13 protein-coding genes are annotated in these 17,417 nt (G+C 43.2%); 6 read left to right on the plus strand and 7 right to left on the minus strand.

All coding sequences use genetic code 11. From position 1 onward, the window contains the following. Positions 1–69: 69 nt before the first annotated feature. The 3 genes from pnuC to HMPREF9186_RS04565 form a co-directional block, all read right to left on the minus strand. Positions 70–861 (minus strand): nicotinamide riboside transporter PnuC, encoded by a 792-nt coding sequence (gene pnuC, locus HMPREF9186_RS04555; protein WP_009731637.1) that lies wholly within the window; start codon positions 859–861, stop codon positions 70–72. A 338-nt stretch (positions 862–1,199) separates the two neighbouring features. Next, positions 1,200–6,599: a Cna B-type domain-containing protein gene (locus tag HMPREF9186_RS04560; RefSeq protein WP_009731638.1), complete on the minus strand. Its 5,400-nt coding sequence runs from the start codon at positions 6,597–6,599 to the stop codon at positions 1,200–1,202. 304 nt (positions 6,600–6,903) lie between these two features. Beyond that, entirely contained in the window at positions 6,904–7,959 is a 1,056-nt protein-coding gene (locus tag HMPREF9186_RS04565; protein ID WP_009731639.1) for an acyltransferase family protein, read from the minus strand. Between the two features lie 118 nt (positions 7,960–8,077). Here HMPREF9186_RS04565 and pabB point away from each other — a divergent pair, with 118 nt between their 5' ends. The 5 genes from pabB (at position 8,078) to HMPREF9186_RS04590 (ending at position 12,610) form a co-directional block, all read left to right on the plus strand. Then, complete coding sequence (gene pabB / locus HMPREF9186_RS04570; protein WP_009731640.1) at positions 8,078–9,805, plus strand: aminodeoxychorismate synthase component I; 1,728 nt, start codon at positions 8,078–8,080, stop codon at positions 9,803–9,805. Then, entirely contained in the window at positions 9,805–10,422 is a 618-nt protein-coding gene (locus HMPREF9186_RS04575; protein WP_009731641.1) for an alpha/beta fold hydrolase, read from the plus strand. The genes pabB and HMPREF9186_RS04575 overlap by 1 nt, the downstream gene beginning before the upstream one ends. 273 nt (positions 10,423–10,695) lie before the next feature. Beyond that, a complete protein-coding gene (locus tag HMPREF9186_RS04580; protein WP_009731642.1) occupies positions 10,696–10,881 on the plus strand; it encodes a hypothetical protein in 186 nt (61 codons plus the stop codon). Positions 10,882–10,893: 12 nt separating this feature from the next. Further along, positions 10,894–11,802, plus strand: coding sequence for an ABC transporter ATP-binding protein (locus tag HMPREF9186_RS04585; RefSeq protein ID WP_009731643.1), 909 nt, complete (start codon positions 10,894–10,896; stop codon positions 11,800–11,802). Between the two features lie 55 nt (positions 11,803–11,857). Beyond that, positions 11,858–12,610 carry an ABC transporter permease gene (locus HMPREF9186_RS04590; RefSeq protein WP_009731644.1) on the plus strand — a complete coding sequence of 251 codons (753 nt, stop codon included), beginning with the start codon at positions 11,858–11,860 and terminating at the stop codon, positions 12,608–12,610. A 20-nt stretch (positions 12,611–12,630) separates the two neighbouring features. Here HMPREF9186_RS04590 and HMPREF9186_RS04595 read toward each other — a convergent pair whose 3' ends face one another. After that, entirely contained in the window at positions 12,631–13,518 is an 888-nt protein-coding gene (locus tag HMPREF9186_RS04595) for a sensor histidine kinase (protein WP_009731645.1), read from the minus strand. Next, positions 13,518–14,207, minus strand: coding sequence for a response regulator transcription factor (locus HMPREF9186_RS04600; protein WP_037614048.1), 690 nt, complete (start codon positions 14,205–14,207; stop codon positions 13,518–13,520). Before HMPREF9186_RS04600 ends, HMPREF9186_RS04595 begins: the two co-directional genes overlap by 1 nt. 203 nt (positions 14,208–14,410) lie before the next feature. Here HMPREF9186_RS04600 and HMPREF9186_RS04605 point away from each other — a divergent pair, with 203 nt between their 5' ends. After that, positions 14,411–14,944 carry a hypothetical protein gene (locus tag HMPREF9186_RS04605; protein WP_009731647.1) on the plus strand — a complete coding sequence of 178 codons (534 nt, stop codon included), beginning with the start codon at positions 14,411–14,413 and terminating at the stop codon, positions 14,942–14,944. Between the two features lie 114 nt (positions 14,945–15,058). Here HMPREF9186_RS04605 and HMPREF9186_RS04610 read toward each other — a convergent pair whose 3' ends face one another. Both HMPREF9186_RS04610 and HMPREF9186_RS04615 read right to left on the minus strand, forming a co-directional pair. Then, entirely contained in the window at positions 15,059–16,498 is a 1,440-nt protein-coding gene (locus tag HMPREF9186_RS04610) for a 6-phospho-beta-glucosidase (RefSeq protein WP_009731648.1), read from the minus strand. Positions 16,499–17,022: 524 nt separating this feature from the next. Continuing rightward, positions 17,023–17,370 (minus strand): VOC family protein, encoded by a 348-nt coding sequence (locus tag HMPREF9186_RS04615; protein WP_009731649.1) that lies wholly within the window; start codon positions 17,368–17,370, stop codon positions 17,023–17,025. Positions 17,371–17,417 lie beyond the last annotated feature (47 nt).

Genomic DNA, 17,417 nt, shown 5'->3' on the forward strand with positions numbered 1-17,417 from the left:
CAAATAGAGCTCGATTTTTCAAACAAAGAGGACCTCTCGGTCCTCTTGATAAATTAATTCAAACGGTTATTAAGCTTTCTTAGCTGCCTTGCTCCATTGGTACCAACCAACTAGACTGTTGATTAAGTAAATGAAGTATTTCCCTTGAATTTGAAGGCTCTCTCCCCACCAAAGGTAGATAGAGAAAACGTTGGTCGCTGCCCAGAAAATCCACTGTTCACGGTAAACAGCTGTCATTAAGAGTTGGCCGACCCCATTTGTTGCATCCGTAATGGAATCCCGATACGGACGATTGGCCCCAATTGACTGATAAATAAGCCCGAAAACTAACCACCAAAGCACGCTAATAGATAGATACTTGGTCCATCCGACCTTATCTAATTTACGGGCAACAAATTCTTGTTGTTCATTTTTGAATTGAGCTTGATAAATCCATACCAAAAGGCCAATCGGCTGCATGACTGTGAAGTATAGGGTTGTCAAAACCTCACCATAAAAGCCTTTTTGTAGGGCCAATATCAGATAGATAATAGAATTGATCAAACCGAAGAGATAGTTACTAGCACGACCTTCCGATACGAAGATCACACAGATAATCCCTGTTAAACTACAAATCATCCCTGTCCAATCTACTATGCGGTGCTCGTATATAAGCTCCAACCACAGTGGGAAACTCCCCAACACCAGGAGGTAGATCCAGGCTCCAAGACTTCTATGGGCAAAGAGGTCTTCCCAGATTGCTTTTAAGCTCCCAAGAAAGCCAAGCTTCTTCATCCCGGCAACCATCCTGTGATAACCACCTGACATCTCACCAAGAGTCAATTTGGCATTTGCGAGTTTCTTTTGGAAATAAGTATTCATTTTTTCTCCTTTTGTTTTTAAAGAGCCGTGTCTGTTTAGACTTTCGGACGCAACGCTCTATAGATTTTTGTTTTAAACTGCCTCCCCTTTCACAGATCCCTTAGTCGACATTAGGAACTATATTGAAAATGATTGTTCAACAGTTCACAACTAATCATACGCCGATTTCATCAGATGTCAAGAATTTTCTGATTTTTTCTTGAAAACGTTCGGAAAATGGATTTCAACTACTCCCCTAATCCTAATTGAAAGGGTTGTAACCCCCATCATCCGATCATTTAAGGCCAGAAGAACAAAAACAAACACCATTTCTGGTGTTTGCTTCATTTTAGACTAGCTTATTTTTTCTTTTTCTTCAAAATATAAGCAGCGATACTTGCCAAAACAAAGGCTAAAACAAGGCTAATAATGGAGATCGTCGTACCCGTATTTGGTAAGAATCCTAAGATTTTGCCTGGTTTCTTCGGCTCTGGTTGGCTTGGTTTTTTAGGTTCAGGTTGACCCGGTTTCTTTGGTTCAGATGAACTTGGCGGAGTTGGTTGTTTCGGATTTTCTTTTGGAACATGCTTGTTTGTAATCACCACATTTCCTTTACCATCCCCGTCATTACGAGCTTCATAGCCCTTTGGAACACTGACTTCTCTCACTGTATAAGTGATTGTGTTTCCATTTGCTTTTTCATCCAAATCTGCAAAGGTATGGGTCCACTTGTTTTCAGCTGATAATTCTATTTCTTGGCCAACTCTTTGATCATTGGCATAGAGCTGAACATGAATGTTCTTCGGACGAAGACCATCCTTGTCATTCTCATCATCCCACTTCTTGGTAACAGTGATGCTTGTCTTACCAGGTGCATGGGTGTTGGTGATGGTATAAGCAGCTTGATCGATCGCAGTTGTATATTCAGCTACTTTCTCTTCTTGAATTGTATAGACGATTTCTTTACCATCCTTGAATTTTGGAAGACCTGTGAAGTTCTCTTTCCAATCTGCCGCATTGGTGAGTTCTTTTTGGGCAACTTTTTCACCATTGGCTAGAAGATTTACCACGATACTTGCTGGGCGAAGACCATCTTGATTGTTTTGGTCATTCCAAATCTTGGTCACTGGAATATCGATCACCGCTGGCGTATGCGTATTGGTCAAGATCGTGTGAGCAGGATCAGAGGTATCAGCAGTTACTTGGTAGTCTTCAGGAACAGCCACTTCTTCCACACGGTAGCTAATGGCTTGGCCAGCTTTCTTTTCAGGCAACTTGCTGAAGGTGTGGGTCCACTTATTGTCCGCTGATAATTCAACTGGATCTCCTACTTTTTCATCACCAGCATAGAGTTGAACCTGAATTGATTTTGGACGGAGGCCATCTTGGTCATTGGCATCATCCCACTTCTTAGTGACTTTCATCTCTGTAAGAGCTGGTTCATGCGTGTTGGACAAGACAACATTAGCCTTGTCCTTATCATTTACCGTCACCTTGTAACCATCTGGAACAGCTACTTCTTTAACCGTATACCTAATGGCTTTTCCAGCAGCCTTGGCATCAAGGTTTTCAAACGCGCCTTTCCAATCATTCGCTGCAGAAAGTTCTAATACTTGGTCAGTAGGAACGCCATCTTTGTATAATTGAACTTGAATGCTGGCTGGGCGTAGACCATCTTGGTTATCAGCATCTTCCCACTTCTTGCTCACTTCTACCTTGGTCTTTTCTGGAGCGTGCGTATTGGTCACGACTACTTGGCCTGGATTCGTTGCTTCGACTGCTTGGGTGTAGCCTTCTGGGACATCGATTTCTTTGACGGTATAGTTGATAACTTGGCCAGCTTTCTTCTCGTCTAGGTTTGAGAAGGTATGGGTCCATTTGTTATCTGCTGACAATTCAACAGCTTGACCAACTTTTTCATCCCCAGCATACAATTGAACCTTAATCGTTTTTGGACGGAGGCCATCTTGGTTATTGGCATCTTCCCAGTTTTTGGTAACGGTGAGGCTTGTCTTACCAGGTTTGTAGCTATTGGTGATCGTTGTTCCATCAATCTTAGTGGTGTAATTATCCACCTTGTCTTCTGTCACTGTGTAGACAACTTTTTGGCCATCTTTGTAGACTGGTAGGTCTGTGAAAGTATGCGTCCATTCATTTCCTTGACCAGCAAGATCGATTGATTGCACTTCTTTTCCATTGGCTAAGAGGTGAACTTTGATAGTTGTAGGACGAAGACCATCTTGATTATCGGCATCATCCCAGACTTTCTTGACGGTAACTGTCGTTGTCTCAGGAGTGCGTTTATTGGTGATGGTTGCTTTTCCATCAGTAAAGCTGGCTTCTTCTGTATCGGCCGTATAATGAGTCGGAACTTTCACTTCTTTGATAGTGTAGGTGATGAGCTTGCCATCACTGTCTTTATCTGGAAGGTTCGTAAAGTGAGCTTTCCAGTCTGTTGCAGCTGAGACCGTGACTGGTTTTCCTTGCGCTTTTCCATTCTTGTAGAGTTGGAATTCCACACTTTCTGGGCGAAGCCCTTCTTGGTTGTCTTGGTCATCCCAAACTTTTGAAGCTTCAAGATCAATATACTTGATATCTGCTTCATTCGCGATTTCTAAAGGAAGAGCTTTTGAGCCAACAGCTTTTCCATCCACCGTGACGTGGTAGATTTGCTTGTCTGCATCATAGGTCACAACCACTGCATGTTCTGTTTCATCCAACTTGTAATTTTCAGGTGCTTTGGTTTCTTTGAGCGTATAGTTTCCTTCTGTTAAGGTGTTAAAGGAAAGTTCTCCATTCTTATCAGAAGTTGCCGTCGCAACAACAGCTCCATTTGCATCTGTTAAGGTGAATGTAGCACCTTCAAGGACTTCCTTCGGATTGTCCTTATCCACTTTCTTGACTTGGAAAGCAGCTGAGAAGATTTGTGCGGATACGGTATTCGATTCACGGTTTCCTTCGTGGCCTTTGGCCTTGTAACCAAATTGGTTATGGGCTTGGACTACACCTGAACGACCACCGTTGTCTTCATTATCTTTGGTGCGTTTTTGCATCAAGTCTTTGACGTCTTTGGTCAACTCCGTTGGATTAACAACTGGGACACCAAAGTTTGCTTCGCTACGTGCTGGGATCGTCGTTCCTTTATCCGCCACAAACTTGATACCCGTCACTTGACTGTAATCTGCTACAGCTGTCGTCCAGATATCCTTATCTGCTGCCTGCTCCATAGTGTCACTTGTGACGCTAGAGTCTGTCGTGTAGTAGACTGTCCAGCCTTCAGGGGCAGATACAGGTCCACGGAGGCTAACCGTATATTCAGTCAAACGATTTGAACCATCTAGGGTATTGACATCGTGTACTTTTGGTAGGGCATCGTAAACAACTCCGTCTTCGACTGGCTTATCTGTATTGTTTTTAATGGTGATCTTGTAGTTAAAGGTTTCACCAGGTTTGAAGGTACGAGTAACAGTAGATGCATCGGATAGATCATCATTTTTAGCGATGTATTTGCGGGCATAAATCCCTTCTGCTGCGACAATCGTATAATTTGATTGAGCATAAGGAATCTTATCGGTTGTTGAACCATTACCGTTTAAGTCATAGACGTCTTCGGTAACTCGATCAGGATTGGCATTTTCAAGATCGTGGATTCCGTCTCCTGCAACATAAAGCTTATTGGTAAAAGTTCCACCATCATCTTTCCCTTTTAGTTTTGCATAGATGAATGGCAGACGAATTTGACCATTTTTTTCAAGAGAAGCTTTAATAAACTTTTTCTGGTCAAAATGCATCACAATAGCCGTGCGACCAGAGTTGCGATAGTTTTCAACGACATCGTAGCTCTTGAAGGAGTTCATACCGTTCTCGCTAGAAGCAAGGGAACGATTTAAATTTTTAAAATCGACATCCAAAGTATTGGGATCATAAAGATCGATCACCCGAAGATCGCCATAATTCTTATCAGGATCAAGGATAACTCTTGTTGCTACCAGACCGAAACGAATTGTCTTCCCATCTGTGTATTCCACATCGTTGTAATCCGTCGTTTTGGAAATCTCAAAACTTTCCTTCAATGGGATGAGTTTGAAGGACCAATCTGCCGACTGATCTTTGGCAACGTTTGACTGTGTTTTATAAGTCACACGACCTGTATTCTTGTAGACATTTTGGGTTGCATCATTTTCATCGTAACGCGTCTTTTCAGGATCCTTGAAGCTTGTATAGCTATGGAGGCGAATTCCCTGACCAGATTGAAGGACAAAATCATCCTTCATTTCCATCCGCCAGCCCACAACAGTTCCATACTTGGTCAAATCAATCAGACCATTTCCATCTTTATCTGCTTCTGACTGGATTTCTTTGGTGCTACCATCTTCCATGGTCAGGATAATTCGTTTGACAATGGTATGGATTTGCTTCCCAATACCATAGCCTCCTTCCATCAGACGAGTATAATCGATCTTAGTAAACTTCAAGCGAGGGTCCACAGCCTCATCGTAAAAAACAAAATTCTTCTGCGGTGCAGGGGTATTGTTTTCGAAATTTAAAAGCCATTTATAATTAGCAGCCTTGTATTCGGTTGAGTCATAAACATTCCCATCTGCCCGTTTAGCAAAGCTTCCAGCACCTTCAAGGTCACGTGAAGTCAAACGGAAAATAAGGGAATCTTCCGCTGTAATATCTGGTTCTCCCTCTCCACGGTTGTCAGGAATTCCTACGATGCTACCAGTATTGGTCAAATCCTTACTAAGAACGTCCTTGAGGGTTTGGTCTTTTTCTAAGACCAAATCAGGGAATTTCAAGTAGAGGTAACTTGTATCCTTGATTTTGGTCATAAATTCTTGGTGATAAGCTGCTGGATTGTTGTTTGCATCCGCCTTGAAAGTCTTCGTAACGGTACCATCTCCATTGTCTACCCAGCCTTCAGACTTGGTTGTATCAAGAACAGCTGTGCGAGTCTTCCCACTCTTGTCTGTATAGGTTGGTAACTTATCAGTGATCGTTGCTGATTCTAACTGACGGTATTGACCACCGTATTGACCACGCATTCCGTCCAATTGGAAGGCAAATGGGACAGAAGTTGGTGTTTCAATATAGTTCTTACCATCCGCACCTTTGACAATACCTGGCATTGCTTCCGCATAGTCCTTAGACATGGCTTCGTTCAAGTTTTGGTTGATGTACTTGGTGAAACGATAATCGTTGTACTTAGGCTTCCAAATGATATCATTGAGCGCTGTTTCTTGCCCATTGATGTTCAGGGTCCCCGTAATATCTAATGAATAATTTGTTGGTGCATAACCAATATTAAATTTTCCAATAAATGGCAGAGTTAGGACTTCTGACTTTTGGTAATTGTTAAAGTGAAGGGTGACTTGATAATCATCTCCAACTTTTGTAACCGTTGGTTTATCATGCTCTGAAGCACTATTGAAGTCAGGAATACTAACTTCTCGTAGGTACTTCCCAGGGATATTCAAGGTAACCGTTACCTCATTAATATCCGTTGTCAAATTCTTAGGGGTAATCTGGATGTAACCAGACATGGTGTCACCTGTATAATAAGACATGCCACTTGGATGATCTTGTTTGTCCCCATATAAGAGAGTGACATCCAGAGCCCCACTATCTCCGACCGCTAGCTCGTTCGCAAAAGCTGTAATAGCTCCTTGCCCAATTTGACCTAGCATCATGAGAATCGTTAAAATGGCAAAACCTTTTTTCAAAAAGTTTTTCCATAATAAACTAAGCTTTTTCATGTTTTATCTCCTTTACTTTTGTTAGCCTTCCAAAAAGGCCCTCCCTTTAATTTTATCAATTATTTTTTAGAATATCTATTTCTTTTCAAATTAAATAATAAATATTTAATAATATAGACATTGTTTGCACTAATGTCTATATTATAAGTCACTATCTGGTAATGATTTCCCCTTCCTTCTATCCAAGGGCAATCAAATAAAACATCTATAAAAGAGGTAGAGCAAGCCTAACAATCCTTATCCCCCCTTAATTTGTCCATACAAAAAAAACTCAAACACAACTGTTTGAGGTTTGTACACCCTACTATTGGTTGGTTATTTCATCTAACTCTTCACCATTTGAAGGAATCTTTTGTATTTTCCTTCTATCTCGTACCCACAGCATGGCGAGGCCAAAGAGATGACTGCCAAATAGGGCTACCACAAAAATCAGTTTTCCCCTGTCTGGATAAGAAAGAGGGAGAGTTCGAAACCCGTAGCGAGCCAACTCAATAAAGATAGGATGAGAAAAGTAAAGGGCCATACTCATCTGTTTTAAATACTGTAGGTCATAGGTTTTTAGAAAAGACGATTTCAGGCAAGCATTGACCAAATAGACCGTTACAAAGGGAAGGAGAAAGAAAAAATTCTTATCAATTCCTTCATGTTGAAAAATGATCATGCCTTCTAAACAGAAGAGTCCAAAGGCAAGAGCTACTTTTTGCCAACGGTGAACCCGAAAGCTCGGTGAATCAAAATGATCATAGAGATAGTAACCCATAAAGATAAAAATAGGCGTATAGAAGAGACCATTTCGCGCTGTGAAAAATAGGTTGCTATAGAGTTGGTAACCCTTGAGAAGACTGGTGGTGTCCAAATAAGACGAATAAGTTTCGATCAAGCCCCAGCAGTATAGAAGAAGGGTGATCACCCCCGTCCAAACCATACCTAGCCGTTTGACTAATTGATTGACCAAAAACAAGCCCAGCAGAAAAGCAGGGATATACCAGAGTTGGTAGCACATCCCCAGGTAGACTAGAGCAATCAAGACTCCTGCTGGAAAGAGATAGACAGGGAGTTGGAGACTAGAAAAAAAGATCCAGGCATAGGGGAGATAGACACAACTCCAAAATACATAGGTTTTAACGATTCTAACCAGATAAGCTTTCATTTTCCTTGCATCCTTTATGGATTGCTTAAGGAAAAAGCTGGCACAGATGATAAAAAATGGCACCGCTAGCCGTCCAAGGATGCTCTTTAAACCAAAATGGACTGGTTCATAAGAAGTTAAGCGACCACTATGCACCAAAATCACTGCAATCGCAAAAAGGTATTGAAAGAGACTAATACTAGAAGTATTGTAGAGGGAATTCTTTTGCATGTTCCTGCTCCTTGCAAAATGCAGATTCTAAGGTTATTTTAGCATGAAAGAGAGGCCGGAGCATGGAATCTTGTATCCTGATCTACCTTTTTTCCTCTATTTTTGATATACTCAAAGCATGCATAAACAAACGATTATTGATTTTAAAGAACTTGGATTGAGACACCTTTTCACCAAGCCCATAAAAGAATTAAAAACCAGAGACCTCGACCGGGTAGAGGCTCTTCTAAGAGAGGTAGAAGCCTATCAGGAGGCTGGTTTTTATGCCGTTGGCTATGTCAGCTATGAAGCCGCTCCTGCTTTTGAGAAAAAATTAGCCGTCCACCCTGCACCCCTCATGGGAGAGTATCTCCTCTACTTCACCATCCATGAGGAAGTCGAGACCCTTCCTTTCCCAGAGGACTACGAGGCTGTGGATCTTCCAGCCAATTGGAAGGAAGAGGTCGAGGCGCCTGCTTATCAAAAAGCCATCGAGACCATCCATCACCACATCCGCCAGGGGGATACCTATCAGGTCAACTACACCGTCCAGCTTTCTCAAGAACTAAAGGCAGATCCTTTGGCCATCTACAATCGCTTGGTGGTAGAGCAGAAGGCCCATTACAATGCCTTCATCCAACACGATGATGTCGCCATCCTCTCCATTAGTCCTGAGCTCTTTTTTGAACAAGAAGATCGTCTATTGACCACGCGCCCCATGAAGGGAACGACGCGTCGCGGTCTCACCAACCAAGCGGATCTCAAAGAGGCAGCCTGGCTAGAAGCAGACCCCAAAAATCGGGCGGAAAACATGATGATTGTGGATCTCCTGCGCAATGACATGAATCGGATTTCGGAAATTGGAAGTGAGCAGGTGACCCGCCTCTGCCAAGTCGAGCAATACTCCACCGTTTGGCAGATGACGTCGACCATTGAAAGCCGCTTGCGACCCGAAGTCGATCTGGTCCAAGCCTTCCAAGCCCTCTTCCCTTGTGGATCGATCACAGGCGCACCGAAGATTTCTACTATGGAAATCATCCAACAGACAGAGATTGCTCCTCGAGGCGTCTACTGTGGCACGATTGGGATCCTTCTTCCAAGAGGGAAACGGATTTTTAATGTGGCCATCCGGACCCTTCAAATGCAAGGCACCAAAGCTATCTATGGCGTTGGTGGTGGCATCACTTGGGATAGTAAATGGGAAGGCGAATACCAGGAAACCAAGCAAAAATCGGCTGTCCTCTACCGACAAGAGCCTCGATTTGAGCTCCTGACGACCGGTCTCATCCATCAAGGAAAGCTGACTTTCCTAGAGCAACACCTGACCCGTTTGAGAGAGGCTAGTCGCTACTTTGCCTATCCTTTTGACGAACCAAAACTCCTGAACGACCTTCAAGAAGAGCTCGCTCATGTAGATCCTAGCCTTGACTACCGTTGTCGCATTGCCTTGCAGAAAAACGGAAGCTTCCAACTGACGATCACCGAGCTAACAGACTTGCCAGCGAGCTATCTGCAGGCCCAATTGAGAAAACAAACAGCTCCATTAGACCGACCTTTTACCTATTTTAAAACGAGCCAGAGAGACCACCTCATCCAGTCAGATCGGGAGCAGATTTACTTTTTAGAAGATGAGACCTTGCTAGAGACAACCATTGGCAATCTCATCCTAGAGATCAAGGGCAAGCTCTATACCCCACCAGCTCATCTCCCTATCCTCGATGGAATCTACCGCCGCCATCTTCTTGAGAACCAGCAGGTTGAAGAAAAACTCTTGACGCTGAAGGATTTAGAAATTGCTGACAGAGTCTATGGCTGCAATGCCCTTCGTGGCCTCTATCCACTCGATTTTACAAGAAAGGACTCCTAATGAAACTGATTTTTTTACACGGGCTAGGGCAGGATGTCCTCTCTTGGCAAGGGGTCCAATATGCCCTTTCTCCCTTGCACTCCAAAACTTTTGATATTTTCTCTCATCCAAGCGAAAGCTATCAGGAGGTCAAAGCAAGGCTGATGGAACGCCTCCAGCAGGAGAGCGAGCCCTTTATTCTGGTAGGCCTCTCACTAGGGGGTGTTCTCGCCCTTGATCTCTCTAGACAAGATTTCCCGCAGCTCAAGGGCTTGGTCCTTGCAGGGACACAATACAAACTCAACACCAATCCCCTCTACAGACTCCAGATCCTCCTCTTTCGTCTGCTTCCCAAGCATTTCTTTGAAAGGCAAGACGCCAATAAACAACAGATGCTTCAAATCTTGACTGAATTAAAAGGACTCAATTTAACCGATACCGTTAAAGCTTGCCCTCTTCCTAGCTTGGTGATTTCTGGCAGCAAAGATTGGGCCAATCAATCTTCTTCTAAGAAGTTGGCCAAGCTCCTGCCTAAAGGTCGTTATCAAGAAATCGCAGACGGAGGCCATCTACTCAATACAGAGAAACCCTTTGAACTCGCGCAAGCCATCAAGCAGTTTGTCGGTGAATTTAAATAGGAACAGAGGCTGGGCATAAAGTGTCCAGTCTCTTATATATGATAGTTATAACTGCAAGACGCAGTAGCTGATTGGCATCTTTGTTCGCCTTTTAAGCTCCAAAGATGACCTAATCAGCCTTGCGGGGGTGGGACAACGAACGATTTTTAGTCAAAATTCGTTCTGTCCCACTCCCGTTTTTTTTTAGAAATATTTTAGAATTACTTGATAGTTATTTGAAAAGCAAGCTGTATACTAAGAGTGTAAAGAAATTAACCAAGAAGGAGTTCACTTATGAAAAAGAAACTAATGATTGTCGCCATCGCCTCTATCATTGCTCTTAGCGTCTGGAGCCTCGTACATAACGATTTTAACTTTGAGGTCACATTCAACGATAGTCAAACAAATTTTACAGAGCATAGCTACGAGCATGAAGCCTACGGAATCGTTTTCGATTTGCTAGAAAATAAGCTGTACTAAGGAGAAGAAGCCATGGAAAAAGTATTAGAAATTAAACACTTGAGCAAAAAATTCGGTCAACAGTACGCCTTAAATGATGTGAATCTGAGCATTCGCAAAGGCGATGTCTACGGCCTCATCGGTAAGAACGGAGCTGGGAAAACCACCCTCATCAAGGTCATCACCCAGCTGATTCAAGAGACTGACGGAAGCGTCTCCCTCTTTTCTTCTACAAATCGCTCCCAGTGGACGCAAGCGCTGAAACGGGTCGGATCTGTCATTGAAAGCCCTGTGGCTCACAAGCATATGACCGCTTATCAAAACTTAGTCTACTATTGCAAGGCTCGCCATATCCCAAATCCCGACCAGGTCATCAAAGAAACCTTGAATTATGTTGGCCTGAATAATACGGGTAAGAAGAAATTCCGCGATTTTTCACTCGGGATGAAACAACGGTTGGGAATTGCGATTGCGCTGATTGCCAAGCCCGACTTCCTCATTTTGGACGAACCCATCAATGGTCTCGATCCTGTCGGAATTAAGGAATTCCGTCAGATGATCAAGCGCCTCAACGATGAACTCGGCATGACCATCCTCATTTCCAGTCACATCCTCTCTGAACTCTATCTGGTTGCCAATCGTTTTGGCATTGTCGACCAAGGACGCCTGATAAAAGAAATTAGCAAGGCTGAATTCGAGGAGCAAGGCGAAGACTACATCATCCTCAAGACCAGCCAGCTTGCCCTTGCGAGTCAACTGATCCAAGATCAACTCCATCACCGTATCAAAGTCATCGATAAGGATGGAGAAATCCATATTTTCGGACAAACTCACGATATTAAAGTCATTGTCAAAGCTCTCGTTCAAGCAGATATTGATGTGGACGAAATCTACTATGCCCGCCAAGATTTGGAGAAATTCTTTACGGACTTGGTAGACTAGTCAAAGCACCGTCTTGTATTACTTATCCCACACATTTCATTTTAGGAGATTTATCATGTTGCATACCATTCAAGCAGATTTTTATAGACTTTTTCGCTCCAAAGGTTTTTGGATTACAGAAGCCATTCTCGTTCTCAACATCCTGTCTGGAGTCATTTTTGGCGCTACCGGTCACGTCGGTGTCAATACGGAATCCAAATTACCCCAAGCAACCGAAGTTTGGACGGGCTTTAAAGCCTTGACCAACTACTCCGCCAGCATCAGTGTGACCATTCTCTTTACCATTATTGTCATCACCTTGGTCCTGGGAACAGACTTAACGCAAACCTTATACAAGAACAGTCTGGCCTACGGCGTTTCGCGCACCAGCTACTACTTTGCCAAAAGTGCCGTTGTTCTGACCATTGCTCTCTTCCAATTCCTTGTTTCTTATGCTCTTGTCTTCTTTCTCGCGACCCTCTACAATGGAATCGGGACCATGCCTGAGCACTTCCTTGCTCATTTTGGACTAACCGTGCTGATTCAGTTCCTCTCCACCCTGGCTTGGGTAAGCATTATTTCCTTCCTCCTTTATGCCAGCCAATCCATCACCTTGGCCTTCGTTGGCTACTTCATTGGAAATATCTTCTTAAGCCTTCCTGCGCTCTTCTTTAAAAATATTGATCTTCTCCACTATCTAAACTTGGAATTCCAATATTCCATGGTCCAAAGTACGACAGCAACAAATAACACCCTCTCGATCGCCCTTGGTTTCATCCTTGTTTTCGGCTTCCTAGGACTAACTACGTTTAAACACAAAGATTTATAACAAAAAGGCTTGAGCAGTGCTCAAGCCTTTTTTCTTAGTGTAATGGTTAAGATAAACCAGTCTGCCTCAGTAGCCAGTTGCAAGTCTCCCCCTAAGATCTCTACAAAATTTTGAATGATGTAGAGACCCAAGCCAGAAGACTCTTCTGTATCCGATAGATTTTCTGAGTAGAATCGACTAGCCAGTTGGTCTAAGTGCTGAATCGGTTGTTGCACAATATTGCGTAGCTCAACCTGAATAGTGTCCGCGTCCGACATCAGGGTCAGACGGGCCTGCTCCTTCCCATGCTTGAGGACATTGCTGAGCATATTTTGCAAGAGGCGCTCCCAAAGCTCAGGATCGGTAGCATAATGGAGATGCTCTTCTAACTCTACCTCTAAGGCAATCCCCGCCTCAGACAAGCTATCATAATACTGGAATAACTGCTGGGTTAGGACTTGGCTGAGATTGACGTCTGAAAGCCGAGGCTGGATGGCTCCCTCCATCAAGCGTCTGTACTCCAAGAGAGATTCCAAGCGTTTTGAGACGACTTGAAGATTGGAAGCAATTTTCTTCAGCTTTTCCTCTTCTTGCGTCCCACCCTTGATGATTTGTTGGGTATAGCCCGATGCAATGGTCAAAGGCGTCCGGATATCGTGAGCAATATTACTGATGGCCATATCCAAGGTTTTCTTCTCTTGAAAGGCAATCCGATTGGTCCGCTCGATCTGTTCAAACAGATCACTGACCTGCTTGGTCAAGGCGACCAATTCTTTTTTTGAGACCTGAGAGGTCAACCGTACCCCACTCCCATTTTGGAGCTTCTGTTGAATCTGCTCCTGCAAATCTTTGAGAGCAGAAAGCAAGCGAGCATAGCCCAGTCCCAAGAAAAGGACAAGGACGACTAGAACTAGAACCAATCCCCACATTACTGGTCTCCTTTCAAGCGAACACCCAAGCCCCAGACGGTTTCAATATAGTCCTCATCTGGATCTAATTGGGCAATTTTCTTTCGGAGATTGCTCAATTGGGCATTGAGGGTATTGTCTCCTGGCAGATAGACTTCTTCCCAGACCGCTTCATACAATTCTTCTTTGGTGAAAATCTTCTTTGGATGCGCCAGCAAGGTTTCAAATATTTGAAATTCTTTTTTGCCCAAGCGAAGCGTCTGTTCTCCAGACTCCAATTCAAAGGTTTCTGGGTTCAGGACCAGATTTTTAAAAGTCAGCTTTTTCGATGATGGAGGTTCCTGTGCCGGAGTGTTGTTATTTCTCAGCTGCACCGTTACCCGAGCTGCCACTTCGTCCAGATTAAAGGGCTTGACGATATAATCATTAGCACCTGCAAGGAGATACTGGCTAATGAGGTGTTTGTCTCCAAGAGCGGTCATCATGATGACCGGCACTTGACTCTGCAAACGGATCTCCTCCAAGACCTGATCGCCATTTTTTCCAGGAAGCATGATATCGAGAAGGACCAAATCAATGCTTTCTTGCTGGAAGAGTCGCAACCCTTCTGTACCTGAAAAAGCCTGAAGCACCTCATGGTCTTCACTTAAGAGACTGTATAAAATTTCTTGGATATCATTATTATCCTCGATTAATAAAACCCGTGCCACTTGCCACACTCCTTTTTCCTTTGAACTCCAAATCATTTCTATTCCTCTAGCCTATCAAATAAAGGGACCTTCGTCAATGAAAATCTGATAAAATTCCATAGTACTTAGATAGATCTGAATGTTAGGTCATCACAAGATGAACTTGACGATCCTTTCTTTCAAAGGGTATAATAGGACCAATGACACAATAGGGAGACCAGTTTATGAAAAATAATGCTAAAACTAAAATCAGCCTTGTATCCATCCTCGTCATCCTGGGCGTTGCTGCAAGAATGATGCGAATTATCCACCGCCAGCAAATCAGGGAGCAAAACAGACAAACCATTCAAACGACTAAAAAGGTTGCAGAGTTTCAGAAAAAACTAGACGAGGAAGAAACGAAGAAACGGAACGAAACCTTCAACAAGATTTATAATGAATCCCTTGTTCGGAATAAGTTCGAGAATTGGCAAAAAGTCGATGAACTTCATGGTTTGGGACAAAGAACTGGGCAATTTTATATCTATAACTTTGAAAAAAAAGAAGAGATTCTCTTAGAGAATACTGATCAAGCATTTGTTCTACCTATTCGACACAAGAGTGATAACGTCACATTTCAGGCTATCTTTGCCCACAAGGACGGTCAGTGGCACATCATAAATCCAGACGGAAGTTCGCAGTTGCAACTAGGAGAAGCCAGCATTTCCGCTGAATCTAAGTTTGTCATCGAAAACAATGTCTTAGATTATGACCAGTAAATCAGTAAGGAATTGGCTTAGCTACATACAAAAAGCTTAGGACCCCAACTTGTGGTTGGAATTCTAAGCTTTTTAGTTTATAGGAGAGAGTCGGCCAGCAAGTAACGAAAACTTTTATTTAACAGATGCTCCATTGGTCGCAATGACCTCTTTGTACCAATAGAAGGATTTCTTGCGCGAACGAGCTAAGGTTCCCTTGCCTTCGTTGTCCCGATCGACATAGATAAAGCCGTAGCGCTTCTTCATTTCTCCAGTCCCGGCAGAGACCAGGTCAATACAGCCCCAAGTCGTATAGCCCCAGAGGACAACACCATCTTCGTTAATGGCATCTCGCATGGCCTTGACATGGGCAGCCAGGTAGTTAATCCGGTAATCATCAGCTACATAGCCATTTTCATCTGGAGTATCCACTGCACCAAGACCATTTTCCACGATAAACATGGGCTTTTGATAACGATCCCAGATGGTATTGAGGGTAATGCGGAGACCAAGAGGGTCAATCTGCCAACCCCATTCCGAGCTTTCTAGGTAGGGGTTCTTCAGAGAGGCAAAGATATTGCCCGCTGTTTTTTCCCTTTCAGCTGGATCCCCTGAAGCGACCCGACTAGCATAGTAGGAGAAGGAAATAAAGTCCACCGTATGCTCTTTCAATAATTGAAGATCCTGCTCGGTCATCTCAACCGTGATTCCCTGACGCTCCCACTCTTTCTTAGCATAGTTTGGGTATTCCCCACGCGCCTGCACATCGATGAAGAAATAGTTCTTGCGGTCTTCTTCTAGACCAGCCCAGACATCTCGCGGAGCACAGGTATGAGGATAGTTTGGTCCTGCTGCCAACATACAGCCGACCTTGTTGTTCGGATCAATCTCATGGGCTAGCTTGGTGGCAATGGCTGAAGCCACCAACTCATGGTGAGCTGCCTGGTATTTGACTTGCTCTTCATTCTCCCCTTCTTCAAAGCAAAGGCCCGCTCCCATAAAAGGCGCGTGAAGGATCATATTGATTTCATTAAAGGTCAGCCAGTAGTTGACCAAGCCCTTATAGCGAGTGAAGAGGGTTCGGCAGAGACGTTCATAACATTCCAACATCTTGCGACTACGCCAGCCACCGTACTCAGTAATCAAATGCATGGGGCAGTCAAAGTGAGTAATGGTCACCAAGGGTTCAATGCCATACTCGTGGCACTCCTTAAAGAGATCTTCATAAAATTGGAGACCCGCTTCGTTTGGCTCCAGTTCATCCCCTTTTGGGAAGATCCGAGACCAGGCAATGGACAAGCGATAGGTTTTAAAGCCCATTTCCCCAAAGAGGGCAATGTCTTCCTTGTAGCGATGGTACATATCAATGCCTTCTTTAGCCGGGTAAAAATAGCCCTCTTCAAAGTCGAACATCTTTTTCTGACCCGTAATAATCGCATGACGATCAGGCCCAATCGGTACCACATCCACATTAGCCAAGCCACGGCCATCTTCATTATAAGCTCCCTCACACTGGTTAGCAGCCGTCGCTCCACCCCAAAGGAAACCATCTGGAAATTGAAGTTTGTCGGTCATCTCTCTACCTCACTTGATTTGATAGTTCTATTATACCCTTCTCCTTCCAAAAAATCCTACAAGATCCTATGAAAAACTGATACTATTCTAAGGTAACTATCGCTTTCATGCAACACAAAAAATCCGGAGGACTCCGATCTTTTAAAATGCATACAAATTATTTTTTGCCAAATATAATATTGGACTTTCTTAAATCTAATAAATTCTGTTAAATATAGAAAAATTATATTCGTTAGAATTATTCAATCATCTACTGAAACTTTCCGCCGTGAGAAAAGTGCTAGAAACAATCGTGTTTCTAGCACTCGGGAGTTTTGAAACTTTAGGTTCAAAACTAAGTCATGGAACTTCCTGGATTGCTGAAATCATCCACTGGATAATTTCACCTAACCTCCGTACTCACCTAAGGAAAGTTTCAAAGAAGATTTTGTCTTTAATAAAAAAGACCGGATGACTCCGATCTTTTTAAGTTCCACTCCAAGAACGTTTAAATTTTTTGATGAAAAATTTGATAATAGAATTACCTACTTCATACGATAAAAATCAAGCACTAGTCCGGAAGGGCCTTCAACTAGCAGGCTTTCTGTTCCCCAATCGGTTACAACTGGACCGTTTAAAACCTGGATACCAAGCTCTTTCAATCGTTTGTAGTTCTGGTCCACATCCTCAACCTCGATATGAAGAATGATTCCTGACTGAAAGTTTTCCAAAGGAACCAAATGATTTTGAGACAACATGAGACAGTGACTGCCAATCGTGAACTGAGCAAAACTATCATCAACATAATCAGCTTTTTTATCCAAAATACGCTCCAAGCTAGCACAAACTTGGGTAACATCTGAAACGATAATATCTAATTGATTTAAATTCATTTCTTATCCTCCACAAAAAGACCGGATGGCTCCGATCTTTTCAAGTT

The sequence above is a fragment of the Streptococcus sp. F0442 genome (assembly GCF_000314795.2).
In the GTDB taxonomy this organism is placed as follows: domain Bacteria; phylum Bacillota; class Bacilli; order Lactobacillales; family Streptococcaceae; genus Streptococcus.

Coding starts and splice junctions, on each gene's coding strand:
- HMPREF9186_RS04565 (WP_009731639.1), bottom strand. CDS start 7,959: ATGCAAAAGAATTCCCTCTACAATACTTCTAGTATTAGTCTCTTTCAA.
- pabB (WP_009731640.1), top strand. CDS start 8,078: ATGCATAAACAAACGATTATTGATTTTAAAGAACTTGGATTGAGACAC.
- HMPREF9186_RS04575 (WP_009731641.1), top strand. CDS start 9,805: ATGAAACTGATTTTTTTACACGGGCTAGGGCAGGATGTCCTCTCTTGG.
- HMPREF9186_RS04610 (WP_009731648.1), bottom strand. CDS start 16,498: ATGACCGACAAACTTCAATTTCCAGATGGTTTCCTTTGGGGTGGAGCG.
- HMPREF9186_RS04595 (WP_009731645.1), bottom strand. CDS start 13,518: ATGTGGGGATTGGTTCTAGTTCTAGTCGTCCTTGTCCTTTTCTTGGGA.
- HMPREF9186_RS04590 (WP_009731644.1), top strand. CDS start 11,858: ATGTTGCATACCATTCAAGCAGATTTTTATAGACTTTTTCGCTCCAAA.
- pnuC (WP_009731637.1), bottom strand. CDS start 861: ATGAATACTTATTTCCAAAAGAAACTCGCAAATGCCAAATTGACTCTT.
- HMPREF9186_RS04615 (WP_009731649.1), bottom strand. CDS start 17,370: ATGAATTTAAATCAATTAGATATTATCGTTTCAGATGTTACCCAAGTT.
- HMPREF9186_RS04580 (WP_009731642.1), top strand. CDS start 10,696: ATGAAAAAGAAACTAATGATTGTCGCCATCGCCTCTATCATTGCTCTT.
- HMPREF9186_RS04585 (WP_009731643.1), top strand. CDS start 10,894: ATGGAAAAAGTATTAGAAATTAAACACTTGAGCAAAAAATTCGGTCAA.
- HMPREF9186_RS04560 (WP_009731638.1), bottom strand. CDS start 6,599: ATGAAAAAGCTTAGTTTATTATGGAAAAACTTTTTGAAAAAAGGTTTT.
- HMPREF9186_RS04605 (WP_009731647.1), top strand. CDS start 14,411: ATGAAAAATAATGCTAAAACTAAAATCAGCCTTGTATCCATCCTCGTC.